This window comes from Pseudomonas sp. P8_229 (assembly GCF_034008635.1).
Taxonomy (GTDB): domain Bacteria; phylum Pseudomonadota; class Gammaproteobacteria; order Pseudomonadales; family Pseudomonadaceae; genus Aquipseudomonas.
On sequence record NZ_CP125378.1, the window covers coordinates 3824688 to 3850953 of the forward strand.

At 60.7% G+C, this 26266-nt stretch carries 18 protein-coding genes and 1 pseudogene; 13 read left to right on the plus strand and 6 right to left on the minus strand.

Annotated elements, in window-relative coordinates:
• Positions 1 to 1458 carry a D-aminoacylase gene (locus QMK55_RS17205; RefSeq protein ID WP_320329623.1) on the plus strand — a complete coding sequence of 486 codons (1458 nt, stop codon included), beginning with the start codon at positions 1 to 3 and terminating at the stop codon, positions 1456 to 1458.
• A 118-nt stretch (positions 1459 to 1576) separates the two neighbouring features.
• A complete protein-coding gene (locus QMK55_RS17210; protein ID WP_102358781.1) occupies positions 1577 to 1945 on the plus strand; it encodes a glyoxalase superfamily protein in 369 nt (122 codons plus the stop codon).
• Between the two features lie 175 nt (positions 1946 to 2120).
• Here the strand turns inward: QMK55_RS17210 and QMK55_RS17215 are convergent, their stop codons facing one another.
• Entirely contained in the window at positions 2121 to 3137 is a 1017-nt protein-coding gene (locus QMK55_RS17215) for an AraC family transcriptional regulator (protein WP_320329624.1), read from the minus strand.
• Positions 3138 to 3348: 211 nt separating this feature from the next.
• Between QMK55_RS17215 and QMK55_RS17220 the strand changes: the two genes are divergently transcribed.
• The 7 genes from QMK55_RS17220 to QMK55_RS17250 all read left to right on the plus strand — a co-directional run bounded on the left by QMK55_RS17220 (position 3349) and on the right by QMK55_RS17250 (position 13772).
• Positions 3349 to 4944: an FAD-binding oxidoreductase gene (locus QMK55_RS17220; RefSeq protein WP_320329625.1), complete on the plus strand. Its 1596-nt coding sequence runs from the start codon at positions 3349 to 3351 to the stop codon at positions 4942 to 4944.
• 5 nt (positions 4945 to 4949) lie between these two features.
• A complete protein-coding gene (locus tag QMK55_RS17225; RefSeq protein WP_320329626.1) occupies positions 4950 to 6545 on the plus strand; it encodes a glycerol-3-phosphate dehydrogenase/oxidase in 1596 nt (531 codons plus the stop codon).
• 20 nt (positions 6546 to 6565) lie between these two features.
• Complete coding sequence (locus QMK55_RS17230; protein ID WP_320329627.1) at positions 6566 to 8134, plus strand: FGGY-family carbohydrate kinase; 1569 nt, start codon at positions 6566 to 6568, stop codon at positions 8132 to 8134.
• Positions 8135 to 8368: 234 nt separating this feature from the next.
• Positions 8369 to 9664 carry a phospholipase gene (locus tag QMK55_RS17235; RefSeq protein WP_320329628.1) on the plus strand — a complete coding sequence of 432 codons (1296 nt, stop codon included), beginning with the start codon at positions 8369 to 8371 and terminating at the stop codon, positions 9662 to 9664.
• Positions 9665 to 9711: 47 nt separating this feature from the next.
• On the plus strand, positions 9712 to 11667 hold the full coding sequence (locus QMK55_RS17240) for a DUF1302 domain-containing protein (protein ID WP_320329629.1): 1956 nt from the start codon (positions 9712 to 9714) through the stop codon (positions 11665 to 11667).
• Between the two features lie 163 nt (positions 11668 to 11830).
• Positions 11831 to 13204: a DUF1329 domain-containing protein gene (locus tag QMK55_RS17245; protein ID WP_102358775.1), complete on the plus strand. Its 1374-nt coding sequence runs from the start codon at positions 11831 to 11833 to the stop codon at positions 13202 to 13204.
• Positions 13205 to 13346: 142 nt separating this feature from the next.
• Positions 13347 to 13772, plus strand: a complete 426-nt coding sequence (locus QMK55_RS17250; protein WP_320329630.1) for a hypothetical protein — start codon at positions 13347 to 13349, stop codon at positions 13770 to 13772.
• A 252-nt stretch (positions 13773 to 14024) separates the two neighbouring features.
• On the opposite strand, the gene QMK55_RS28635 is transcribed toward QMK55_RS17250, so the two are convergent.
• Together QMK55_RS28635 and QMK55_RS28640 are read right to left on the minus strand one after the other, a co-directional pair.
• Positions 14025 to 14888, minus strand: a complete 864-nt coding sequence (locus QMK55_RS28635; RefSeq protein ID WP_413787283.1) for a methyl-accepting chemotaxis protein — start codon at positions 14886 to 14888, stop codon at positions 14025 to 14027.
• Positions 14883 to 15944: pseudogene (locus QMK55_RS28640) on the minus strand (methyl-accepting chemotaxis protein); the annotation flags it as partial. The gene QMK55_RS28635 and the pseudogene QMK55_RS28640, both read right to left, overlap by 6 nt.
• Positions 15945 to 16199: 255 nt before the next feature.
• On the opposite strand from QMK55_RS28640, the gene QMK55_RS17260 reads away from it, so the two are divergent.
• The gene (locus QMK55_RS17260) at positions 16200 to 16871 is read left to right on the plus strand and encodes a histidine phosphatase family protein (RefSeq protein WP_320329631.1); all 672 of its coding nucleotides are present in this window, start codon (positions 16200 to 16202) and stop codon (positions 16869 to 16871) included.
• Positions 16872 to 17125: 254 nt separating this feature from the next.
• On the opposite strand, the gene QMK55_RS17265 is transcribed toward QMK55_RS17260, so the two are convergent.
• Both QMK55_RS17265 and rimJ read right to left on the minus strand, forming a co-directional pair.
• On the minus strand, positions 17126 to 18604 hold the full coding sequence (locus QMK55_RS17265; RefSeq protein WP_320329632.1) for an ArnT family glycosyltransferase: 1479 nt from the start codon (positions 18602 to 18604) through the stop codon (positions 17126 to 17128).
• 30 nt (positions 18605 to 18634) lie between these two features.
• Positions 18635 to 19222, minus strand: a complete 588-nt coding sequence (gene rimJ, locus QMK55_RS17270; RefSeq protein WP_102359167.1) for a ribosomal protein S5-alanine N-acetyltransferase — start codon at positions 19220 to 19222, stop codon at positions 18635 to 18637.
• Between the two features lie 324 nt (positions 19223 to 19546).
• Here rimJ and QMK55_RS17275 point away from each other — a divergent pair, with 324 nt between their 5' ends.
• Complete coding sequence (locus QMK55_RS17275; RefSeq protein ID WP_102358682.1) at positions 19547 to 20119, plus strand: GNAT family N-acetyltransferase; 573 nt, start codon at positions 19547 to 19549, stop codon at positions 20117 to 20119.
• Positions 20120 to 20457: 338 nt separating this feature from the next.
• Positions 20458 to 22323, plus strand: coding sequence for a hypothetical protein (locus QMK55_RS17280; RefSeq protein ID WP_320329633.1), 1866 nt, complete (start codon positions 20458 to 20460; stop codon positions 22321 to 22323).
• Positions 22324 to 22385: 62 nt separating this feature from the next.
• Here the strand turns inward: QMK55_RS17280 and QMK55_RS17285 are convergent, their stop codons facing one another.
• Positions 22386 to 23792 carry a DUF2252 domain-containing protein gene (locus QMK55_RS17285; protein WP_320329634.1) on the minus strand — a complete coding sequence of 469 codons (1407 nt, stop codon included), beginning with the start codon at positions 23790 to 23792 and terminating at the stop codon, positions 22386 to 22388.
• 352 nt (positions 23793 to 24144) lie between these two features.
• On the opposite strand from QMK55_RS17285, the gene QMK55_RS17290 reads away from it, so the two are divergent.
• The gene (locus QMK55_RS17290) at positions 24145 to 26034 is read left to right on the plus strand and encodes an NERD domain-containing protein/DEAD/DEAH box helicase (RefSeq protein WP_320329635.1); all 1890 of its coding nucleotides are present in this window, start codon (positions 24145 to 24147) and stop codon (positions 26032 to 26034) included.
• The last annotated feature ends 232 nt before the right edge of the window (positions 26035 to 26266 follow it).

Consider the following 26266-nt stretch of genomic DNA (forward strand, 5'->3'; position numbering starts at 1 on the left):
ATGCTGTACGACACGCTGATTCGCGATGCCTTGGTCATCGATGGCCGCAACACGCCCGGCTACCGCGCCGATGTGGCGATTCTCAACGGCCGCATCGAGCGCATTGGCGACCTGCACGATGCCCGTGCCACGGAAGAAATCGACGCCGCCGGGCGCGCGCTGGCGCCGGGTTTCATCGACGTGCACACCCACGACGACACGGTGGTCATCCGCCAGCCAGAGATGCTGCCCAAGCTCAGCCAGGGTGTGACCACGGTGATTGTCGGCAACTGCGGAATCAGTGCGTCGCCGGTCAGTTTGAAAGGCAATCCGCCGGATCCGATGAACCTGCTGGGTACGGCGGCAGCGTTCGTTTACCCGCGATTCAGCGATTACCGCGCGGCGGTCGAAGCGGCGAACACCACGCTGAACGTCGCCGCACTCGTCGGCCACACAGCGCTGCGCAGCAATCACCTCGACGACTTGTTCCGTACCGCCACGCCAGGCGAAATCGGCGCGATGCGCGAGCAATTGCGTGAAAGCCTTGCAGCGGGTGCGCTCGGTTTATCCACAGGCCTGGCGTACGCCAATGCGTTCAATGCTTCCACCGACGAAGTGAAGCAACTGACCGAAGAACTGACTGCATTCGGCGCGGTGTACACCACGCATCTGCGCAGTGAATTCGAACCGGTGCTGGAGGCGATGGATGAAGCGTTCAGCATCGGCCGTCACTCACAGTCCCCGGTGATCATTTCCCACCTCAAATGCGCCGGTGTCGGTAACTGGGGGCGTAGTCCGCAGTTGTTGGCGTCGCTGGAGGAAGCGGCGAAAACCCAGCACGTGGGCTGCGATTGTTATCCCTACGCGGCGAGTTCGTCGACGCTGGATCTGAAGCAAGTCACCGATGCCCACCGCATCACCATCACCTGGTCGACGCCGCACCCGCAAGTCAGCGGCCGCGACCTGATCGACATCGCCGCCGAATGGAACGTGCCGCTGCTCGAAGCGGCCAGGCGCCTGCAACCGGCGGGCGCGGTGTACTACGGCATGGACGAGGCGGATGTCCGAAAAATCCTCGCGCATCCATTGTCGATGGTCGGCTCTGACGGACTGCCGGAAGACCCGTTCCCGCATCCACGCCTGTGGGGCGCTTTCCCACGGGTGCTCGGACATTTCAGTCGCGATGTCGGGCTGTTTCCGCTGCACACCGCCGTGCACAAGATGACCGGGCTGTCGGCGGCGCGCTTTGGCTTGACGGAGCGCGGCGAGATTCGTGAAGGGCACTGGGCGGATCTGGTGTTGTTCGATCCGGCGACCGTGCGTGACGTGGCGGATTTCCATGATCCGCAACGGGCGGCGCAGGGGATTGATGGGGTGTGGGTCAATGGCGTGTTGAGCTATAGCGATGGGCAGGCGAATGGTCGCAGGGAAGGGCGGTTTCTGGCGCGGCAGGGGGATTTGCGCGACAACTTTCGCTGACGTTTCGCGGAGTGCGTCACACTGATGGCATATTGCAACTAAAGAAAGCCACCAGCAGGCCGAATTGCTGACATCCACCCCGTCTACACTGTGGGGCCAATCAGTCAGGGAGCACCCCATGAGCTTCGGCAAAACCACCCCGATCCTGCGGATCTTCGATGAAGCCAAGGCGTTGGAATTCTACGTCGACTTCCTCGGCTTCAAGGTCGATTGGCAGCACCGTTTCGAGGCCAGTTGCCCGTTGTATCTGCAGGTGTCGCGTGGCGAGTGCGTGCTGCATTTGTCCGAGCATCATGGCGATGCGACGCCGGGTTCGGCGTTGCGCATCGAGACCGATGAGCTGGAGGCGTTTCAGCAGCAGTTGCTGGCCAAGGATTACAAGTTCTCGCACCCGGGGATTCAGGCGATGCCGTGGGGCAGTCAGGACATGACGATTGCGGATCCGTTTGGTAATCGGCTGGTGTTTACCAACGCGATCAGTCTCTGAATCGAGCTGAAAAAGTCGCGGCCCAGTCATTGCGATTTATCTGTGGGAAGTTGTGCGGCTACTGACGCCTTCGCGAGCAAGCCCGCTCCCACATTCGATCGTCAGCGAACATGGATTTTGTGTACGACTTAAATCCCCTGTGGGAGCGGGCTTGCTCGCGAAGAGGCCGGCACTATCACCCCCGATGCATCTGCCGAAACTCCCCCGGTGGCATCCCGCGCCGGCTCTTGAACGTGCGGTGAAACGACCTCGGCTCGGTAAACCCCAGATACTGCGCAATGTCCTGAATCGGCAGCGTGCTGTTCAACAGGTAATGCTCGGCCAGCTCCTGGCGCAGATCATCCAGTATCTGCTGATACGACGTCCCCGCCTGATGCAACTGGCGTTGCAACGTGCGCACCGACACGGCGAGCTGCTCGGCCACCTGTTCCTTGCGCGGCAAGCCTTCCTTGAGCAACTGACGCAGGATGCTTTTGACCCGCTGTTCCAGCGACGCATCCTCCAGCGTCGCCATCAAACCCATCGCATGTTCTTCCAGAGTGCGCAGTAATTGCGCATCGGCCTGGCGCAGCGGTAATTGCAGATACGGCAGCGGCACGATCAGTGCTGAATACGGTTGCTCGAACAGCACGGGGCAATCGAAAAACTGTTCGTACTGCGCCTGCGTGGTTTCCACCGGGCGTGGGTGTTCCAGCCACACGGCGGCGGGCGACATCTGCGTGTCGGCGATCCAGCGCGCATATTGCAGCCAGGAGCCGAGGACGTTTTCCACCAGATGCCGGCGGATTCGTGGGCGCTCGTAGCGGCAGGTCCAGATCAGGTGCACATGGTCGTCCTGCACCTCGGCGCGGCTGACGCCCATGTCGCCCACCAGCTTTTCGAACGGCATGATCCGGCTCATGGCCTCACCCAGGGTCGCGCAGTTCATGGTGATGTAACCGAGCACGCTCCAGGAATTGGGCAGCACAAAGTTCGCGGCATTGAGACCGAACAGCGGATCGCCCGAGTGTTCGCAGAAGTAATCGAGCAGGCGCTCATGCACCTCTCCCGGCAGGCGTAGGGTGTTGTCGCTCAATTGCGGCGCCTGCAAACCGGCCGCCGCCAACGCCGGCTCGATGGCCATGCCCAGTTGTTCGGCATGGCGCACGTATTTGAGCAGCGGCGGAACCGAGGTGAAGCCGAGCGATTGCATGATCCGAATCCCTTGATCAAGGCCTGCGTGAGCGAATGAATGCCTGAAAGGTAATTTGAAACCCCGGCTAAAGTAAATGGCTGGCACTTGCGCGACGTTTGACTCAATTGGCTACTCGAACTGGCCGGATGCGACCGTGACACTTTTCGGCCGCTGACTAGTATGAAGGCCTGCCACATCACTGATCAGACTGCATAAGAAGGACATACGCATGCGACGCTGGAACGGCTGGGGAGATGCAACCACGGTGGTCGAACTACCGGCCCAGGGCGCGAGCTTTCTCCATCAACGGCTGGGGGCCGGGCGCGCGCTGCCCGATGCCACGCTGGAAGCAGCATTGGCGCGGTTGCCGGTCTCGCGGCTGACGCAGCACGCGTTGTACAGCGTCGACGCCCATGACCGCCTGCTGCATGCCCGCGGCCAGAGCCTGCCGGACTGGCTGGCGCTGCGCGAAGGCGCGCTGGGCAATTACCCCGACGCGGTGGCTTTCCCGGAAACCGCTGAGCAGATCCGCCAATTGCTGGCGCTCTCCCATGACCAGGACCTGTGCCTGATTCCCTACGGCGGCGGCACCTCGGTGGCCGGGCACATCAATCCGCCGGATTCGGCGCGGCCGGTGGTGACGGTGTCGCTGGCGCGGATGAATCGCCTGATCGACCTCGACGAGGCCAGCCAATTGGCGACGTTCGGCCCCGGTGCCAGTGGCCCGCAGGTCGAAAGTCAGCTGCGCGCCCGGGGTTACACGCTGGGGCATTTCCCGCAGTCGTGGGAACTGTCGACGCTCGGCGGTTGGGTCGCCAGTCGCTCCAGTGGCCAGCAGTCGTTGCGCTACGGGCGCATCGAGCAATTGTTCGCTGGCGGCACCCTGGAAACCTTTGCCGGGCCGTTGGACATTCCGACTTTCCCGGCCTCGGCGGCGGGGCCGGATCTGCGCGAAGTGGTACTCGGCTGCGAGGGCCGTTTCGGGATCATTTCCGAAGTCAAAGTGCGGGTCAGTCCGCTGCCCGCCGATGAGCGTTTCTACGGGGTGTTTCTGCCCAGTTGGAGCAAAGCTTTGCAAGCGATCCGCCAGTTGGCGCAGGCGCGGGTGCCGCTGTCGATGCTGCGCTTGTCGAACGCGGTAGAGACCGAAACCCAACTGGCGCTGGCCGGGCATCCGCAGCAAATCGCCTGGCTGGAGAAATACCTGAGCCTGCGCGGCGCGGGTGACGGCAAGTGCCTGTTGACCTTCGGCGTGACCGGCAATCGTCGGCAGAACGCGCTGTCATTGACCCAGGCCCGGCAGCATTTGAAGGCCTTCGGCGGCGTGTTCACCGGCACCTTGCTCGGCAAGAAATGGGCGCAGAACCGCTTCCGTTTCCCTTACCTGCGCGAGAACCTGTGGAACGCCGGTTACGTGGTCGACACCCTGGAAACCGCCACCGACTGGAGCAACGTCGACAATCTGCTCAACCTCATCGAAAACAGCCTGCGCGATGCCTTGGCCGCCGAAGGCGAACGCGTGCACGTGTTCACCCATCTGTCCCACGTCTACGGTGAAGGTTCGAGCATCTACACCACCTACGTGTTTCGCCCGGCGGCGGACTATCCCGCGACGCTGGCGCGCTGGAAGGCCCTCAAGCATGCGGCCAGCCAGACCATTGTCGACAACCACGGCACCATCAGCCACCAGCACGGCGTCGGCAAGGACCATGCGCCGTACCTGCTGCGCGAAAAAGGCGCGCTGGCGATGGACACCTTGCAGGCGCTGAGCAAACACTTCGATCCGGCCGGGCGCCTCAACCCCGGCACGCTGTTGCCGGAGTGACCACCATGAACCCGGACTGGAACGCCGCGTGGCGCGAGCAAATTCTGCCAACGTTGGGTGCCGAAACCTGGGACCTGATCGTGATTGGCGGCGGCATCAGCGGTGCCGGCATCCTGCGCGAAGCAGCGCGGCGTGGCTGGCGCTGCCTGCTGCTGGAACAACGGGATTTCGCCTGGGGCACGTCCAGCCGATCGTCGAAAATGGTCCACGGCGGTTTGCGTTACATCGCCAAGGGCCAGTGGCGCCTGACCCGCGATTCGGTGCGCGAGCGCCAGCGGCTGCTCGACGAAGCGCCGGGGTTGGTCGAACCGATGAGTTTCATGATGCCGCACTATCGCGCAGGCTTTCCCGGGCCGCGTGTGCTCGGTGGATTGTTGTCGGTTTACGACGCCTTGGCCGGACGGCGCAGCCATCGTTTTCATGACGCGCAGCAACTGCGCTTTCTGGCGCCGGGGGTGAAGGAAAACGAGCTGCTTGGCGGCACCTGTTTTGTCGATGCATTGACCGATGACGCACGGCTGGTGATGCGCGTGTTGAGCGAAGCGCGGGCCGATGGCGCGGTGGTGTTCAACGGAGTGCGCGTCGAGCATCTGCTGCGCGAAGACGTGCGAGTGTGTGGAGTTCAGATAGAGGACTGCGAAGCCGGTGGGTCGCTGCAATTGCGTTGCGGCGTGCTGGCGGTAGCGACTGGTGCGTGGGCTGAGCGCTTGCGTTTGCCTGAGTCACCGCGACAACTTCGGCCATTGCGCGGCAGTCATTTGCTGCTGCCGGGTTGGCGTCTGCCAGTGGCGCAGGCGTTCACTTTTTTGCATGAGCGCGACCGTCGGCCGGTGTTCGTTTTTCCCTGGGAAGGGGCGACGGTTGTGGGCACCACCGACCTCGATCATCGCGAGGATCTGGACCAGAGCGCGAGCATCAGCGCCGAAGAACTCGACTATCTGCTGGCGGCTTGCAGGCAACAATTTCCCGGGGCCGAAGTGACGGCAACCGATGTGCTGTCGACCTGGTCGGGCGTGCGCCCGGTGGTAGGCAGCGCGGGGGGTGAACATCAAGGCAAACCGTCGAATGAAACCCGTGAGCACGTGCTGTGGCAGGAGCCGGGTTGCGTGACCCTGGCCGGCGGCAAACTGACGACATTTCGCCCGCAAGCCATCGAAGTGCTCAAGGCGTGTGCCGTCATGCTCGGTCGCCCTTTCGAGGATGATGCTGCGCCAGTTTTTGCTGCCGTACGACCGCTGACAATCCCCGGACTCAGCCCCCAACAGTGGCGACGTCTTGCTGGACGACACGGCCGTGACCTGCCGAGGCTGGCTCAGTTGGTCGCCGAGTTGGGGCACGACACTGTCGGCAACACCGATACGCTGTGGGCGGAACTGGCCTTTGCCTGTGAAGCGGAAATGGTCCTGCACCTCGATGACCTGCTGCTGCGCCGCACCCGTCTGGGCCTGTTGCTGGCGCGCGGTGGCGAAGATCACTTCGCCGCCATCCGCCAGCTCTGCCAGCCACGCCTGGGCTGGGACGATGCACACTGGCAGCAAGAGCTGCAGCGTTACCGGGCGTTGTGGCAACGCCATCACGGTTTGCCGGATGCCACGCCTTGATGCCCCTTGAAGAGAGCTCCATGGATAACCACCCGAACAAGCGTTACCTGCTGGCAATCGACAACGGCACCCAGAGCGTGCGCGCATTGCTCTTCGATTTGCAGGGCAATCTGCTCGGCAAAGGCAAGGTCGAGTTGCAGGCCTATTACTCGACGCAGCCGGGTTGGGCCGAGCAGGATCCGGAATACTACTGGGCGAAACTCGGCGAGGCCTGCCAGCAGGTGTGGGCGCAAACCGGGATTGATCGTTCGCAGATTGCCGGCGTCTCGCTGACCACTCAACGCGGCACGGTGATCAATGTCGATGCCGCGGGCAAACCGCTGCGTCCGGCGATTTTGTGGCTCGATCAGCGCCAGAGCGAAGTCGAGGGCGCGATCAAGGGACCGTGGGGCTGGTTGTTCAAACTGGTCGGTGCGCAGGCCACCGTGGATTATTTTCGCGCCCAGGCCGAGGCCAACTGGATCGCGCGGCATCAGCCTGAGGTGTGGGCGGCGACCGACAAGTTTTTGCTGCTCTCGGGGTTTCTCACCCATCGTCTGTGTGGACGCTTTGTCGACTCGGTCGGTTGTTGCGTCGGCTACCTGCCGTTCGATTTCAAACGTCTGAAATGGGCCGCGCCGAGTGACTGGAAATGGCAAGCGCTGGCAGTGCGTTCGGAGCAATTACCGACGTTGCACAAACCTGGCGAAACCCTTGGCTACATCAGCGCTGAGGCCAGCCGCCACACCGGGATTCCCGAAGGCTTGCCGTTGATTGCGGCGGGCGCCGACAAGGCGTGCGAGGTGGTCGGTTCCGGCGTGGTCGATGCGAGCACCGTGTGCCTGTCCTACGGCACTACGGCGACGATCACCAGCACGCGCTCGCGCTATCTGGAAATCGTCCCGCTGATTCCGCCGTATCCGTCGGCGGTGCCGGATCAGTACAACTGCGAGGTGATGATTTATCGCGGTTACTGGATGGTCAGCTGGTTCAAGAACGAGTTCGGCCTGCGCGAGATGCAGCAGGCGAAAGAGCAGGGCATCGAGCCGGAGCAACTGTTTGATGCGCTGGTCAACGCGGTGCCGCCGGGATCGATGGGTCTGATGCTGCAACCCTATTGGTCGCCGGGGATTCGTGAGCCGGGTGTCGAGGCCAAAGGCGCGATGATCGGCTTCGGCGATGTGCACACCCGCGCGCATATTTACCGGGCGATTCTGGAAGGACTGGCGTATGCCTTGCGTCAGGGCATGGAGAAAATCGAGAAGCGCTCGAAGGTGTCGGTCAAGCGCCTGCGGGTGGCGGGTGGCGGCTCGCAGAGCGATGCGGCGATGCAGCTCACGGCGAACATTTTCGGTCTGCCGGCGGAGCGTCCGCATGTGTATGAAGCGTCCGGGCTGGGCGCGGCGATCTGCTGCGCGGTGGGGTTGGGCCTGTATGCGGATTTCCCGGCAGCGATAGCTGCAATGACCCGAGTCGGGACGGTATTCACCCCGCAACCCGAGGCGCAGCAAGTCTACGAACGTTTATACAAAGACGTGTATCTGCGCATGTATCGCCAGCTCAAGCCGTTGTACCAGAGCATCCGCCAAATCACCGGTTACCCCGCCTGAAGAAACACCTCCAATCCCCTTGTAGGAGTGAGCCTGCTCGCGATGGCGGTGTATCAGCCACCACGTTTTTGACTGACACGACGCTATCGCGAGCAGGCTCACTCCTACAGGGGGGGCGTGACGATTCTCATGTGGCGCTATCGGAGACTTTTTCTGGTGAGATTGGACAGTGTCAGTGCCGGGGGCGGTTGTTAGGCTCAACCCCCACAGCACATCCAATAAGAACTAAAAGCAATGAAGCTGACATTTCTCCTGTTGCTGCTTTGTGCAATGGCCCCGACAGCGTGGGGCTGGTCGAACCACACGGTGGGCAGCTATCTGGCGTTGCAGGCGCTGCCGGCCTTGCGTGATGCGCCGCCGGTAGAGGTTGAGCCGCTGGAGCGCTTTCTTGCCGATCAGTATCCGGCCGTGGTGGCTCTGCTGGAGCAACAGGAAAGCTTCGCCCGTGAGCACTTCGCCCAGTACCCGCCGCGCCCCGACAACCTGAAGCTGCCCGCTGTGCCCGGTGACAATCTGCGCCACGCCTTTCTCACCGCGTTGCGGCTCAATCCGCGCATTCATCTGGCGATGGTCATTCAGCCGCTGCCGGGTCAGGACCTGCCCGAGCGTGAGCACCTGGCGGCCGATCAGGTGATGGTCGAGCAGACGTTATCGCCGTGGAATCGCCAGCGTTTCATCCGCGTGGCCAATGGCGAGAGAGTCGCGCCGCTGGCGGTGCTGGCGAGCGCTGCCGATGAGCCGGATTACGGTCATGACATCAACCTGTTCAGCGATAACCCCGGCGAGGTTGGTGCGCTGTATGGCTTCGGTCCGCAGCCGTTCGGCGATGCGCGTTTTCAATACAGCTCGCAGGCGCCGTTCCACATGGGCTTCTTCCATGAAAGCCCGGTGGTGTATGCCGCCGCCGGATTCCTCCAGCGCAGTTGGCCGGACTGGCGCGCCTATCAGTACCTGGGCCTGGCGCGACTGGCGTTTGCCACTGGCCATCCTTACTGGGGCTGCCGCTTTCTCGGGTGGGGCGTGCACCACGTGCAGGACCTGACCCAGCCGTATCACGCCAAGCCGCTGCCCGGGGTCGAACTGCCCAGTCTGTTGCTGCTGGAAGGCAAGGCGCTGGCCGGTTTTGCGGATGACAAACAAGCCTCCATCGAACGCGTCGCCACCCGTCATATGGAAATCGAGAAGTATCAGGCGACCTGGCTGCGACGCCTGCTGCGTGCCGGTCAGCCGCATCCGATGCTCGATGCCTACGCCGATGTGGCCGAGGACAAACAGTATCCGCCGTACTCGGTGGACTACCTGCGAGACGTGGTCAGCGCCGAGTCGGTCGAGGACTCCGCCGCGTTCGATGAAGCCATCGGTCAATGGCTGGAGGCGACGCCAGTGACCAGCGATTTCAGCAGCGGCAACCAGCTGCAGCGCGAGACGTTCGAGCATCCGGCGCTCAATCAGCAGTTGTTCAAATTGCTCGGGCACTTCGGCGCGCACAGCCGGATTTATGTCAGCGCCGGATTGGCGCCCCCGCCATAGCGGTCATGCACCCCACAACAATAAAACCAGGGAAAGAGGAACAGATCATGAAAGCTCGATTTCGCCTGTCTGGCGTAGTGCTCCCCGGCGTCGGTCTGGCAGGGCTGCTGCAACTGTGCGCAGTCGATGGCGTGCAGGCCAAGGAGTTCAGCGTGCTGGACAATCAGGTCACCGGCTCGATCGACACGACCCTGTCCTATGGCCGTTTGTGGCGGGTGCAGGGCCGCGACAAGAACAACGATGACGTCAACACCAACGACGGCAATCGCAACTTCGACACCGGGCTGGTTTCCGAGGTGTACAAGATCACTTCGGAGCTTGAGGCCAACTACCAGAACTACGGAATGTTCCTGCGCGGCACCGCGTTCTACGACACGCAGTTGATGGACAAGCGCAACGATTACTACCGCAACAACAACCCGTCGCAGCCGAGTCAGAGCTACCCGCAGGACGATCGCTTCACCAGCCAGACCCGCGACATCGCCGGCAGCCGGATCGAGATGCTCGACGCTTATGTCTACGGCAACTGGGACGTGGCGCAGATGCCGGTCACCGCACGGGTCGGGCGTCAGGTGTTCAACTGGGGCGAGGGGATTTTCTATCGCGGCGGGATCAACACCACCAACCCGGTGGACGCCGCCAAGTACCGTTTGCCGGGCGCCGAGGTCAAGGAAGTGCTGATGCCGGTGGAGGCCTTGAGCTTCAACATCGGCCTCAGCGATTCGCTGACCCTGGAAAGCTTCTACCAGACCAACTGGAAGGAAACCCGTATCGACCCGGTCGGCACTTTCTACTCGCAGACCGACCTGTTCGCCGATGGCGGCAACACCGGTTACAACAACTTCAGCGGCACGGCGCTCGATACCCCGGTGCCGGGCTTCGGCAACGTCATCGGTCTGTACAGCGCACTGGGCAACAACCCATTGCTCGGCCCGGCGTTGAAAAGCACCGGCCTGTACGCCAACGGCGTGACCCCGGCCTACGGCAACACGCTCAAGGTGGCGTCGATCGGCAAGGACTACAACGCGCGCAATGACGGTCAGTTCGGCTTCGCCTTTCGCTACATCGCCGAGCAACTCAACAGCACCGAGTTCGGCCTCTACCTGGTCAACTACCACGCCAAGGAACCGACCATCGCCGCTGACCTCGGTGGCTACAAGGGCATTGACATGAATGCCCTGACCAACATGTTGTCCAGCGTTGCCGGCAGCCAGGCCGGGGCGCTGGCCAACGGTCTGGCGACTGCCGATGTGATGGGCAACATCCAGGCGCATCGGCGTTATGCCGAGGACATCCGCATGTACGGCTTCAGCTTCAACACGACTTTGGGCCAGGCCTCGGTGTTCGGTGAGATCGCCTATCGACCGAACCTGCCGATCGGCATTGCCGCGACCAACGATCTGATCGGCGACCTGGCCAACGGCGCGGCTACAGCGGTGACCGGCAAAGCGATCAATGTCGGCGGGCAGATGGTCACCCTCGACAGCCAGATCAACAACGCCGAACGCGTCGAAGCGTTCAACACCTCGCTGGGCAGCATCTACAACTTCGGCCCGACGCTGTCGTTCGACTCGATGTTCGGCATCTTCGAACTGGCCTCCGAGCACCTGCGCGGCAGCAGCCTGCAATACACCGCCTACGACGGCAGCACGCGTTACTACGCGGGCACCGGCAACACCTCCTATGTGTCCGGCGGTGATCGTGACGATCAGGTCAACCGCAACTCCTACAGCTACACGGTGATGTTCAACGGCACCTGGAACGACGTGTACGCCGGGGTCAACGTCTCGCCTTACGTCGTCTACAAGGACGACTTCAAGGGCAACAGCTATCAGGCCGGCAACACCATCGACGGGCGCAAGGCCTACACCCTGGGGATCAAGGCCAACTACCAGAACAAGCTCGAAGCCGAGGTGCAATACACCAACTTCTGGGGCGGCGGGCAGAACAACGGCATTCGCGACCGCGACAACGTCGGGTTCAACCTCAAGTACTTCCTTTGATATCCAGAACACAGGCGCACCCCTTGTAGGAGTGAGCCTGCTCGCGATAGCGGATTTTCAGTCGCAGTAGATGTTGTCTGACACACCGCTATCGCGAGCAGGCTCACTCCTACAAGGGACTTGCGGTGATTTTCAGACCTCACTCCCATCTCGGAGATCGATCATGTTTTACCCATCACGACTCAGCAAAACCATGTTGGCGCTTGTTCTGGGCCTGACCGCCGGCAGCGCCCTCGCCGCGATCACCCCGCAACAAGCCGAACAACTGAAAACCACCCTCACGCCCATGGGCGCCGAGCGTGCCGGCAACGCTGCCGGCACCATTCCGGCCTGGACCGGTGGCATTACCCAGGCGCCGGCCGGCTACAAACCGGGTCAACACCACCCGGATCCATACGCGGCGGACAAACCGCTGTTCACCATCACCAAGGCCAATCTGGATCAGTACAAGGCGCACCTCAGCCCCGGGCAGATCGCACTGTTCAACAGCTACCCCGACACGTTCCAGATGCCGATCTATCCGTCGCGTCGTTCGGGTTCGGCACCGCAGTGGCTGTACGACAACACCTTGAAGAACGCGACGTCGGCCAAGCTGCTGGAGGGCGGCAGTGGGTTCGCAGATGCCTACGGCGGCGTGCCGTTCCCGGTGCCCAAGGATGGCGTCGAAGTGCTGTGGAACCACATCACCCGTTATCGCGGCATCTACGTGGTGCGCCGCGCGTCCGAAGCCCCGGTGCAGCGCAACGGCAGCTTTGCGCTGGTCACCTCGCAGCAGGAAGCCCTGTTCAATTTCTATCGTCCGGGCGGCCAGTATGCCGACCTGAAAAACATCCTGTTCTATTACCTCGCCTTCGTGAAAAGCCCGGCGCGACTGGCCGGTGGCGCAGCGCTAGTGCACGAGATGCTCGATCAGCTCAAGGACCCGCGTCAGGCCTGGGTCTACGATGCCGGCCAACGTCGGGTGCGCCGCGCGCCGAACCTTGCGTATGACACGCCGATCGCCTCGTCCGATGGCCTGCGCACCGCCGACGACACCGACCTGTTCAACGGCTCGCCGGATCGCTACGACTGGAAGCTCAAGGGCAAGCAGGAAATCTACATCCCCTACAACAACTACAAGGTCGGCAGCCCCGACGTGAAGTACGCGCAATTGCTGACCCCCGGCCACCTCAACCCGCAATTCACCCGCTATGAGCTGCACCGGGTGTGGGTGGTCGAGGGCAACCTCAAGCCGGGTGCGCGGCATATCTATTCCAAGCGCGTGCTGTTTCTCGACGAGGACAGCTGGGGCGCGGCACTGGTCGATCAATACGATGGGCGAGGGGAGTTGTGGCGGGTGTCGATGGCCTATCTGAAAAACTTCTACGACCTGCCAACCACCTGGAGCGCACTGGACGTGTTCCACGACTTGCAGGCGCGCCGATACTACGTGCAGAACCTCGACAACGAAGAAGCCTCCACCGTGGACTTCTCGCAACCGGTGCCGGAAGACGCGTATTTCATGCCGTCGGCGTTGCGCCAGCGCGGCACGCGGTAATCCAGAATGAGCCTATTACGAGCGCTTTAATTGCTATCGAGTCTAAAGACCTGTCATTTATGACAGGTCTTTTATGAAGGGGCCTGTTGCATGCTTAGCCGATTCCAACCATTCGGTTGAGAGTCAACGGGAGGTACGCATCATGGCCGTCAATGGCACCATGAAGGGCCGGATCGAAGAATATCGACTTACTGATAATGAGCTGATTGCCACATTCGATTTTGTGTCGAGTCGAGTGGGGCGACTCGATTACGAAGACATGCAAGTCTATGGTGATATGACCTCGCCCAGGCAGATAGGCATGGGCTTCAACCTGGTTGATAAAGACCAGCCAAGTGGCACCTTTGAATTCCCGAAGGATGGAGGACAAGTCAAAAGAATCTGGTATTCCAATACTTTGGGTGGCCATGTTTATCCTGCTCGCCAAGGTGTCGTGGTGCTGCAGAACCATGCGCCGGCTGAAGTCAGGATCAACGGTAAACTGACGTTCACCACAGATCAGTTTGACGGCAGGTACTTCAAGGTCGATGTCACTTATGCAATCGATGGCATGGGTGAAATGACCTGAAGTTACTGATGCTATTGCTGCCACTGCCACTCGACATGTGAAGGACTTTCAGCTTTCAGGGATGGAAGTGATTAGTCCGTGTGAGGCGGGAGCGTCGGGGCTGTGAGTCTGGGGGGGGATTGGACTGACGCCATCGCGAGCCGGCGAAGGCCTGCAGGGGATTGGCGTTGTTCACATAATCTGTGATCAACGCCGTACCTGTGGGAGCGAGCCTGCTCGCGAATCGATCTTTTATTCACCGCAAAGCGAAGGTCAGACGCGGAAGTGGCTGACCATCTGTTGCAACTGACCGCCCAGGCGCGCCAGTTCAACGCTGGAGGCGGCGGTCTCGTCGCTGGCGGCGGCGGTCTGTTCCGACACGTCGCGCACGTTGATGATGCTGCGGCTGATCTCTTCGGCCACGGCGCTTTGCTGTTCGGCAGCGGCAGCAATCTGCTGGTTCATCGACTGGATGTTCGACACCGTACGGGTGATGCTTTCCAGTGACAGGCCAGCCTTGCGGGTCAGGGCCACGCTGCTGTCGGTCAAGACGCGGCTGTTGTTCATCACGGCCGAAACCTGCTGAGTACCGTTCTGCAGACCGGCGACCAGGCCTTCGATTTCCTCGGTGGATTTCTGCGTACGCTGGGCCAGGCCACGGACTTCGTCGGCCACCACGGCAAAACCACGCCCGGCTTCACCGGCACGCGCCGCTTCGATGGCGGCGTTGAGCGCGAGCAGGTTGGTCTGTTCGGCCACGGCCTTGATCACGTCCATGACGCTGCCGATCTTGTCGCTCTCCTGTTGCAGCACGCTCATGGCTTCGGTGGAACGCACCACTTCGCTGGCCAGACGTTCGATCTGCGCGATGGCTTCGTTCACCACCTTGTCGCCTTCACGGGCTTCGCCATCAGCGGCGGCAGCGGCTTGCGAGGCTTCCTCGGCATTGCGCGCGACTTCCTGCACGGTGGCAGTCATTTCGTGCATCGCGGTGGCGACCTGATCGGTCTCGACCTTCTGGCTGTTCACGCCGGCGCTGGTTTGCTCGGTCACGGCCGAGAGTTCTTCGGCGGCGCTGGCGATCTGGGTGACGCCGTCGCGGATGCCGCTGATCAGGTCGCGCAGGGTCACGCCCATGCGTGCGATGCCTTGTTGCAGCACGCCGAGTTCGTCGCGGCGGGTGACCGCGACGTTCTGGGTCAGGTCGCCGCTGGCGATGCGCTCGACCACGGCCAGGGTTTCTTGCAGAGGACGGGTGATCTGACGGGTGATGATCACGGCGGCAATCACACCGACCAACAGCGCCAACAGGGTGCTGATCAACTGGAAAGTACGGGCCTGGGCGCTTTCGATGTCGCGACGGTCGAGCTGGATCTGGTACAGCTGCTCGCTCGTGGTGACGATGGCGGCGCCCTGATCGGTCATCTCTTTACGTGCCTGCACCGATTCGCTGTTGGCGTTCTTGTACGCCTGCAGCGCGCTGCGGTAGTTGGTCAGGGCGGTTTCCAACTGACGCAGCGCGTCTTGTTGGGTCGCGGCGAAATGCACGTTCAGTTGCTTGAGGCTGGCAATCGCCACGTCCAGTTGGCCGACGGCTTTCTGCTCGGTTTCGGCGTTGGCGGCGGCGGTGTAGCCGCGCACTTCATAGCGCGCCAGGATGAACGCTTCCTTGGCTTCGGTGATGGCCTGGAACTGCTCGAAACGCTGCTCGCTCATGTCCATCTGACGGACGCGGTTGCTGATCGACTCGATCAGGTTGTAAGCCGTCTCGGCATTGGTGCTCATGACGTCGCGCGCGCTGTTACCGGTGCGGTAAGCGTTGCGCATCTTGTTCAGCGACGTCTGGTACTGGGCAATGGTCGCTGCCTGTTCCTTGAGCAGTTTGACGTTTTCCGGGCTCTTGAACTTGTTGATCAGCGCTTGCTGTTGCGCGGCAAAGCTTTCGAGGGTGGTCTGTACGTTCTGCGCGGCGGTTTCGTCGCCGTTGGTCAGCATGTATTGCAGGCGGACCACGCGCAGCTTGGTCAGGCCGGCGTTGAGCTGAGTGATGTCGCTCATCCAGTTGCTGCGGTCGATCAGACCGCCGAGGCTGGTCCAGCCGGTCAGGGCGAGGACGCAGGTCAGGGCCAGTACCAGGCCGAAGCCCAGACCCAATTTCATGTTCACGCTGATGTTGCCGAACCAGCTATTCATCACAATTCCTCCAGGAACGTAGAGCTTCTTGATCGTCGGTCAGGCTGGAAGATTGTTGTTTTTTTGAGCCAGCAAGGGTGTTAGCAGGACTGTATCGGCCGCAAACACGAGAGCTGAAAGGATTTTGTCCGTCGGAATTTGTAACAAAGGCTCTTCAAGACTTTTTTCACATGCGTTTCACCGACCACTTACGTGCGCTTCTCTACCCTTACCGCATCGTATTGACTGTGATGCATGCCGGCGAGGCGGCCCGATGTGGAATTGAGACTGAGTCTGTTCGGTGTCAAACGCTCGATCTCCCTGAGCGGATTGACCCGATATCGCAATACCTGGGTCGTGCTCGGCGCCTTGCTGCTGGTGATTCCGCTGACCTTGTGGCTGCTCGCCCCGGCGGCGGTGCCGGACCTGGCCCATGGCAATGTGTCCGGTGTCAAGGCGCTGGCGGCCGGGTGGGCCAAGGGCGACATGATTGTGCTGGTGCGTCACGTCGAGCGCTGCGACCACTCCCCGGCGCCGTGCTTGAGCGGTGATGACGGCATCACCGACCGCTCACGCAGTGTTGCAGTCAGTGTCGGTGCGCAGTTCGAGCATCTGGGCCTGAACAACGCCGATATCTATAACAGCCCAATGCTGCGCACCGTGCAGACCGCCGGCTACATGTTCAACCGCGCGGCCACCGGCGAAGACTGGCTGATCAGCTGCAAGGGCCGCATCTTGCAGGAAGCGCTGGCGCACAAGCTCCCGGGACGCAATCTGATCCTGGTGACCCACAGCGAATGCATGGCGGAGCTGGAAAAAGATTTGGATGCACCGATCTCGGACCCGGGATACGGCTCCTCGCTGTTCGTGTCCGCTGCGAACAAGGCTGCCCCGCGCATGCTTGGCTTCATTGAGGCCGCTGACTGGCACTCAGTGACCAGCCGATGAACTGACGCGTTTCCATCCCGTCAGCACACACAAAACCCGCCAGTTCCGGTAATGCCGATCAGTTAAGCGACCTCAGTGCTCAAAGCAACGACGATCAATTGTGGGGCTTGCTCGCGAAGACGTCGGTCCAGCAAACATTGATGTTGACTGCCCCACCGCTTTCGCGAGCAAGCCCGCTCCCACAGGGGATCTGCGCTTAACTGATCGGCATTAGCCAGTTTCGGCGGGTTTTTTATTGCCTGGCGCGACGGACGTCAGTAGCCGACGAAGTAGTACGCCTGCCGCCCGACCATCATGGTCTTGAGCACTTTGAGCGGCGCGACCGGTTCGCTGTCTGCCGAGATCACCGCGACGTTGGAGGGCGAGGCGCTGAGGAAGTCGTGCAGTTGCGCGTCGGTATCCAGCCCCTTGAGCACACGTTGGGTGTAGAACACGCTGGCGCCACCGACCCGTTCATTGGCCTGGAACAGCGCGACCTGCTGGCCGTTGGCTTGCAGGGTCTGAATGTGTTCGGTCAGCGGCAGGAACGACAGCTCTTTGTCGGCATTGGGCAAGGCCCACTGCGCGGCGCCCAGGTAGCTGGCGATCACTACCGTGAGCAAACCAGCGGCAATCGCCTGACGATGGCGGGCGACTTTTCCGATCAAACGGTTGGCGGTTTCATGCGCCTGCAAGCGATCGAACAACACCCGCGCATATTCGGCGGCGATCACCGCAGCGGCTGGGGTCATCGACATCAGGTACACCGTGCGCTTGCTGGAGGCCAGGGTCAGCATGATGAACTGCGCCACGATCCACAGGCTGAAAAACAGCAGGTAACGGTTAGCCTTCAATTCCTTACGGAAATGCCACAGCCCCAGATACACCAGGATGTTCCACGGCAGGAACGCTTCCGGCAGTTTGGCCAGGTAGTAATAGAACGGCTCGTAGTGCCCAGCCTCGACGAACGAGCCGCTGAAGCGACCGACGCTGTTGGTCAGCAGCACTTCCGCGACGGCGTGCGAGCCACCGCGCTGATAGAGCACGGCGAGCCAGATCAGCAACGGAATCAGGCCCACCGCCGTGAGCAGGCCGGGACGCAGCCAGGCGCCGATCTTCAAGCGTTTGTCGATCAGGTTGTCCGCCAGCAGGTAGGCGAAAATCACCACCCCGGGCATCGCCAGTCCGAGCACGCCCTTGCTCAACGTGGCGATGGCGATCCCGGCGATAAACAGCAGCGAGTTGCCCGCGTTCGGTGCGCGTTGCGCCTGAAAGAACGCCAGCAGCGCCGTGGTCACGCCGAGTGCCAGCAGCGCATCCTCGCCGACCCCGCGCACGTTGCTCCAGTAGCTGGCCATGGTCGCCAGCAGAATCCCCGCTGACCATGCCAGCGCTTTCGGGCGCCCGAAGCGGCGCAGCATGCCGTACAGCAGCATCACGCTGAGCAGCCCGGCTACCGCCGACGCCAGCCGCACCGCCCACGGCGAAACACCGAATACGCGCATGGCGCCGGCGTCCAGCCACAGGCTCAGCGGCGGTTTTTCCAGAAACGGCTCGCCGAACAGGCGCGGCGTCACCCAGTCATCGTCCAGGTGCATTTCCATCGCGATCCCGGCGACCCGGGCCTCGGTGGAGCCTTGCAACTGGTGGTTGCCCAGGGCGAAAAAGAACAGCAGGGCGGCAAGTAGAAACAGCGAAGTGGCGGTACGCGGCATGGGTTTCAGGCAACCGGAAAGGGCAGGAGCCTTGAGCATACTTCGCCAATGCTTAACAAATTGTGAAACTCACGCCAATTGGCGCGACCAACGCTTCTCCGGTGTTTCGAACAACGAATTGACCAGCGCCGTCAGCACATGATCCTGCCAGCGGCCGGCGATGTTCAGGTAGGCCTTGGCATAGCCTTCGCGTTCGAAACCCAGGCGCTCCAGCAAGCGTGCGCTGCGCTCGTTGCCGGGCATGTAGTTGGCCATGATCCGGTGCAGGTTCTGCGTATCGAACATGTAACCGATGCCGGCCTCAAGGCCTTCCTGCATCAAGCCCTGGCCCTGATGCGCGTGGTCAATGTGATAACCCAGATAACAGGCCTGAAACGCGCCGCGAATGATCCCGCTGAAATTGCACGCGCCGATCATCTGTTGGCCGTCCGGCGTCAGCAGGGCGAAATGCATGGCCAGCCCGGCCTCGTAGGCGCTGGCCTGAATCTCGAGGCGTCGGCGAATCTGTTCGGTGGAAAAGTATTCGGAGGTGCGGATCGGCGACCAGGGCGCGAGGTGGCGTTGGTTGCGGCGGTAGAAATCACTTTCCAGTTCGGCCTGATCCGGGGCCAGGATGGCGAGCGTCAGGCGTTGGCAGGGCAGGCTCAGCAGTGACATCGGGCGCTCCGGTTGGCAAGGTCGAGGGACAGGATTGCCCAGAGGGTGGAAAAAAACAAACCGCACTGGCTAATGCCGATCAATTAAGCGCTGATCCCCTGTGGGAGCGGGCTTGCTCGCGAAAGCGGTGGGGCAGTCAACATCAATGTTTGCTGGGCCGACGTCTTCGCGAGCAAGCCCGCTCCCACAATTGATCTTCGTTGCTTTGAGCATTGAGTTCGCTTAACTGATCGGCATTAACCGCACTGGCGCCCTGTACATTTCTTTGGTTGAGTGCACAGGGTTGTATCGAGTACGGCATTTCTGCAATTGGAGGAGCAAGCAATGGAATTTGCATTGACGGTGAACGGGCTGGCGCTGAGCGTTCGGTCCCCGGATCCAGCCCTGGTCACGCCAGTGCGCGAGGCGCTGAACGCCAGTTACCGCGAGCATGCGCCCTTTCTGGAGTGGGCGGTCGAACACACCAGCGAAGAGCGAGCGCTGTCGTCGATGTTGCGAGCGCGGGATGATTTCGCCAGTGAGTCCGGTGAGCGGCGGTTATTCATCGTGACTGAAGACGGACGCGCCATCGTTGGCTGCATCGGCCTGGTGCCGCGTCGGCGCAAGCGCTATGTCGTCGGTTATTGGGCCAGCAGTGCGTTTGCCGGCAAGGGCTACATGCGCGAAGTGCTGCAGCAACTGGTCAGGCGTCTGCCTGAGTTCACCTTTTACCTGACCACCTCGTCGGCCAACACTCGCAGTCAGCGTCTGGCTGAAGCGACGGGGTTTGCGCTGATCAGGGTTCACCCGCAGGTGCGACAAACGCCACTGCATGGCGTGCAGGACACCTGGGTGTATCGCTTCGGCGGCAAACGCCAGGCAAAAAAAAGCCCGCGGGAGAGCGCGGGCGAACCGTAGTTTCTTGAATGAGCGAGCGGACTGTACCGCTTTGGCGCAAGTGGAGCAGTGAAGAAAAATTCATCTGGTTTGTCGGAAGATCTCCGAGTGACGGCGAATAGATTTCACTCAAGAGTTTCTGCAGCGACAGCTTTTATCCTTGGCATCACGGATCAAAGGATCACCGAAATCTTATTTGATAATGTTTTGCAGCCGAACTAATGTCGCGGCGCTTTTGCGGGCTGACGTGAAGTCCCGCGAATGTCATGGCGTTTTCTTCGCAAGTTGCCCAGTGAGCGCCACTGAGACGCAGAAGGCGCGTCGTAAACCGGAAGATTTCTCTACACGGAGTAGAAAGCATGTTCAATCGCGCCATCCCCTTGGTCTTGGTTGCGGCAGTGTGGCTGCTGTCATCGAGCAGCGGCGCCTGGGCGGTACCGACAGTTCAAGCGCAAGTTCGGCCGCCAGACGCTGCCGGGCTGATGCGCGAAGCTCAGCGCCTGAGCCGCGAAGGTTCACTGACGCAGGCCACGGTCTCTGCCCGAGCGGCCATGGAGGCCGGCCGACAAGGCAGCGGTGGCGCCTTCGACTTCACTGAGCTTGAAGCAGGAGACTTGCTCGTTGATCTACTCCACAAACAGGGTAGGTACGACGAGGCCCGCCGAGCGGCTGAAGAGCAAATTGCGTACTGGGAACAACAAACTGCCGCCATGGCAAGGTCGAACAGGCGCGACCCGCGTATCACGAGCATGCTGGGTCGGGCGATCGAAGCGAGCATGATGGCGGGTGAAAAAGCACACGTAGCACGCCTGCAGGAAAAGCTGTTCGCTGTCGTCAGACCCGATCCGGGTCAGTGGCGCTTGTCTTCGGATGAGCCGCGCTTGCGATACAACCTCGCTGACTTCTCGATGCCACTTACGGTGGGACAGTGGAAGTTGACCAAGTTCCAGCCAGCCGAAAAGCGCGATTCCCATACCCTTGTTCTTTACACGCAGGCGTTGCCAGGCGGCCGCCTGAGCGCCGAGATTTCCCTGTCTTATGACGAAGATCAGCGCAAGGTGAGCGCAGCCGAGCGCCAGGCACAATTGAGTGCTTACCGGGAGCGGCATACGCCAAACGCACTGGAAGTGGCAATGCCCGATCTCGCCTTCGACGGCCTGACAGCCTTCAAGCGGGGAGAGCCATCGGAGTGTGAGGGCGAGGAATGCATCAATGTGCATTGGCTGACCTATCGTGGTGATTGGCGCATGGACATCGACATCACGTTCGGATTGCGGGACGAGGCCCAGGCGGCCGAGCAAATGCGTCAACTGTTCTGCGCATTGAATTGGCACAGTGCTCCGCCGCTGTTTCGTGAGCGTCCGATGGCCCGGCAGATCCGCGATATTGAGGTGGTTGCGTCCCTTGAGGACGGTGTGGCCAAGGCGGCTGAGCTGGCGAAACAGGCGTTGCCCGATGCGCATTTTTCGGCAGAAATTGCGCTGTTGCAGACTTACATTGGCGTGTCCCAATACCAGCGTGCAGACTTCGACGCCGCTCGCCAGGCGCTGGGTTTGGCCGTGCCCGCCTGGGAGGAGACTTTCAGCAATGAAATCCTCTATCGCAGTGCGCTGGACCACGGCGCCGACATCGCCTATCGACAGGGCCGAAGCCAGGACGCTGTTGCCCTGAATCGCAAACTCATCGAATGGCAGGAAAGCGATGCAACGCTGGGTTGGGCGGTTCCGAAGGATGAAAACGCTTTGGTCAACAACCGCAAAGGTGTGCATTTGCCCCTGCGCGTGGGCGACTACCGTTTGCGTCCGGACACACAGGGGCGGTTCTACTACGAAAACCTGCAGACCGGGGCACAACTCGGCCTGACAGTGGGCATGCCTGTGTCCTCTGATCAGGAGTTGGAGTCGACGCTGCGTTCGTTCATGTCGAAAAACCTGAACCTGCAAGCCGCAGGCCTACACAAGACAACGTTTTCACCCAGGTCCGCCGTGCATGGCGCCGCACCGGCAACGGGCCACAAGTGGGAGTTCGAGGTGTCGCCGCTGCCGGAAGCACAAGGTTCCTCCAGCGCAGACCCTGTCACCGACGTCTCACGTAAAACTCCGACAAAAATGGCCTTCTGGATCGTCGATCGCAACGAGCACCGGTCAATGTTGCGCGCACCTGTCACTGACAGTGGTCGATCCAGGACCGAGGCAGATCAAATTGCACAGGCGTTATCCTGGTAAAGGTCGGTGCGCCAAGGGCCGAACGTAATGGAAGATCTTGGGCCACCTGTCCATCCAACGGTTCAAGGCAAGTGATCGGCAGCGAAATCGGCTTCCGAACGTGCCGTCAGCCGTCCCTTGCGACAGGCCTGCTGAAAGCGTTCGAAGTCTCGCTCGTTCTGCGCGGTATAACTGCGTGCGTATTTGAACAGCGCGTCGGCCAGGGCATCGCCCTTGCCGATGTAGCCGCTGATCAGCGCCGCATTGCCCGAGGACTTGGCGTGAGCGCGGGCGAGTGCGCGACCGCAGACCCGGGCATAGGCGGCGAAGGTTTCGGCGTCGAAGGTTTCCAGCTCGGCGGAAATTTTCATGTCGCGCAATTGCCGCACATAAAAATGCCGACCGCTGGGTCCGGTGGTCCAGCCGAGAAACAGATCGCTGGCCGACTGCATCAGGCGTTGCCCTTCGACCACACGCTGACCTTCATGGCGAACCTTTGATTTGGTTTTCACATAATCGGCGAGCGCAGAGCGCCGCGCTTCCTTGAACTGCAAAAACAACGGAAATTCCTGATCGTCGGTCAGCAACGCCACCAGACACCGCGTGCCGACGCTGCCGACCCCCACCACCTTGAACGCCATGTCCTGCACGTGAAACCGTGACAGCAACTCACGCCGGTCAGCCTGCAGCGTGGTTCGATAGTCACGCATGAACGTGTCGAACAACGGTCGCCAGTCCGCCAGCCGCAACCAGTCATCATCGGCGTCGAGCAGCGTGGTGTTCTTGTGCAGGTGGAAAATTTCCGGCAAGTCATCGCGAATGATCAGCCGCCCGCTGGCGTCGCGCTCGCTGATTTTCGGCAGCAACTCGGCGTGAGTACGCCGCTCGGCTTTATCGACGGCACGCTGCACATGCTCCAGCGCACTTTTGCGCGCCTGATCGAGCAAGTCTTCGTACTTGATCGATTCGTACCAGGTTTCCAGCGCACTCTGTTCGGCGCACTCCAGCATGGTCGCCTGATAGGCGCCGACCATCTGCCGGCACACCTCTTCCTGAACCGAATCACCATGGCGCAAATCACGGGTGGCGATCACAAAACTGGCTGCCAGACGCTTCACATCCCACTCCCACGGCCCGGGGTGAGCCTCGTCGAAATCATTGACGCTGAACAACAGATTGCGCTCGGGCGTGGCAAACCCGCCGAAGTTCATCAAGTGCGCATCCCCACAGATCGGCCCGACCAGCCCCATGTTCGCCGTGCCCGACAAGTCATGCGCCTGCACCAGCGCATTACCGCGAAAGAAGGTGAAGGGCGACACCAGCATCCTTCCGTAACGCAGTTCCACCAACGAGGCGACGCGGCCCTGACTGGAGGCCTTGATCAGCGGGATCGGATCGCGGTTCATTTTTCCGGTGGTGGCGTGGGCGCTGCGCGAGCAAAGCTTGCGGGCGTTCTTGCCTTGCTTCATGCGGGTTTGGAGGGTGGTCATAGGGGCCTTTTTTTGGCTTTGCAACGTTGTCCCGGCCATCCCTTGAAGCCTGAAAAGCCCCGGGAAAGGCCAGCGTTCATCGGGTGGCAAATTGATATTGCGTCAGGTAGCATTCAAATGCCATCACCCCCCCTGGCATTGAGTAAAGCACTATTCAGGCCCGTCGGAGTGTGCGTAACGCCTTCCACACAGGGTAGCCGGGGCGGGATAGGCGGCATCACGTGATGCTGCTCCAAGGCTGAGCTTCACATTCACAAAATGAAAGTTATCGGGCCCTTCTCGGATCGTTATGGGCCCTCGCTTGCGTTCACTTTGATCGCATCGTTCTTGTTCCAGGGATTAGGCACACGATATGGCTTTACTCTTTCCTTCTCGATCCGCTTGCCAGTTTGATACTCCGGGTGAGCGGCGTTTGGCAGAACGTCTGGAGAAAAAACTTACGGACGATTGGCTCTCCTGGTTCGATGTACCCATCGGTCTCAAGGCCCGACGACCTGACTTTGTCATCATGCACCCGAAGAAAGGAATCCTGGTGCTGGAGGTCAAGGACTGGAAGATCGATATCATCAAAAGCATGAGCGTGACCCAGGTCAGCATACTTGTCGAAGGTGAGCTGAAAAGTGTTGCCAACCCGCTAGAGCAGGCGCGCATCAATACCTTTGAGGCCGTGAATCTACTTCAGAAAGACCCTGCCTTGAAACAACCGCCCGGATCTATCCGCGAGGGCAATTTATTGATGCCCTACAGTTGGGGCGTGGTGTTGCCCGAGATCACCCGAAAGCAATTTCAAAGTGAGGGGCTCGCTCAGGTAATGAGCGCTGATCGGGTCATCTGCCGCGACGAAATGACCGAAACGGTGGATAACCAAGAGTTTGAAAAGCGTCTGACTGACATGTTTGTCCAGCGGTTTCCTTGCCATCTCACCGATGCTCAAATTGATCGCGTGCGCTATCACCTGTTTCCGGAAGTGCGGGTGAATGTATCACCCGGTCAGTTCGGACTGTTCAGTGCGCATGACGCACCGGTACCAAGCTTCATCAAGGTCATGGACTTGCAGCAGGAGCAACTGGCTCGTTCCATGGGTGAAGGTCACCGGGTCATTCACGGCGTCGCAGGTAGCGGCAAGACGATGATCCTGGGATATCGTTGCGTATACTTGGCGCAAACGTCGAGCAAACCTGTTTTGGTCCTGTGCTACAACAAATCCCTGGCTGGACGGTTAAAGCAAGTACTGACCGCTCACGGGTTAAGCAACAAAGTGTCGGTGCGCAACTTTCATGGTTGGTGCTGGGATCTGTTGAAAGCAGCGGGTGCTGATTTGCCTGGTAAAGATTTGACCCCCGAGGAGGCCAAGGCGTTTCTTGAGCACCATGTATTCGAGGGTGTCGCCAGCGGACTCATTGCCAAAGGGCAATATGGCGGCATATTGGTCGATGAGGGGCATGACTTCCAACCTGAATGGTTTGAACTGGTCGTCAAAATGCTCGATCCGCAGATCAACTCTTTATTGGTGCTCTACGACGATGCACAAGCCATCTATCGTGGTAAGGCTGGCAAGGGCGGTATGGAGTTCAGCTTCGCCAGCGTCGGCATCCAGGCGCCAGGGCGAACCACCATTCTGCGCCTCAACTATCGAAATACCCTGGAGGTGCTGTCGGTGGCCCGAGCATTCTCCCTGGACCTCCTGAATGCGCGTGATGCTCAGGAAGACAATGTTCCGATCGTCGCGCCTCAAAGCGCTGGACGACGCGGCCCGATCCCCGAACTGCTCCATTGCTCGACGTGGCGGCAGGAGCGCGACTGCATCGTTGAGCGGATTCGCGATGAACAAAACAAAGGGCGCAGTCTGGAAGATATGGCCGTGGTTTATCGCACTTCCTCCCAGGCACTTCAGATCGAAAAGAATTTGGCGTATGCAGGAATTCCTTTTGTCTCCGGTCGTTTCGCCAAAGGCCGCGGCGAACTTTACAGCGGTGCAGATGCGGTCAAAGTCGTCAGCATGCACTCTAGCAAGGGGCTGGAATTTGGTCTGGTGATCATCCCCGCATTGCATGAAATGCCCAAAACGGGCGAAGAAGAGGCGGACGAAGCCCGTTTGCTCTATGTCGCCATGACGCGAACAATCGAGCGTCTGGTGATGGTTCACCGTGAGCATTCGATTTTTACGACCAGAATACGTGAGGCAATTGATGCGGTGAGGGCGCATCTGGCGGGTGATGATGCGATAGAGGTGGCGGGCTAAGTTGCCATGCCAATCAGGGAGTGATTTCTTTGTTCAGATGAGTCCGGCTCTTTGAACGTTTATTCCCGAGGGATCAAGTGATAGCGCCAGTGCCTGGAGAGTGGCCGTGGTTTTAACGGTCGAGGGGGGGCGAACGATAGGGGGATGGATTTCAGGCAGAAAAAAAGACGTCCTTGGACGTCTTTGTTTGATCATTTGGTGGGCCGGGGTAATTTGAAACAAGTCGGTATCT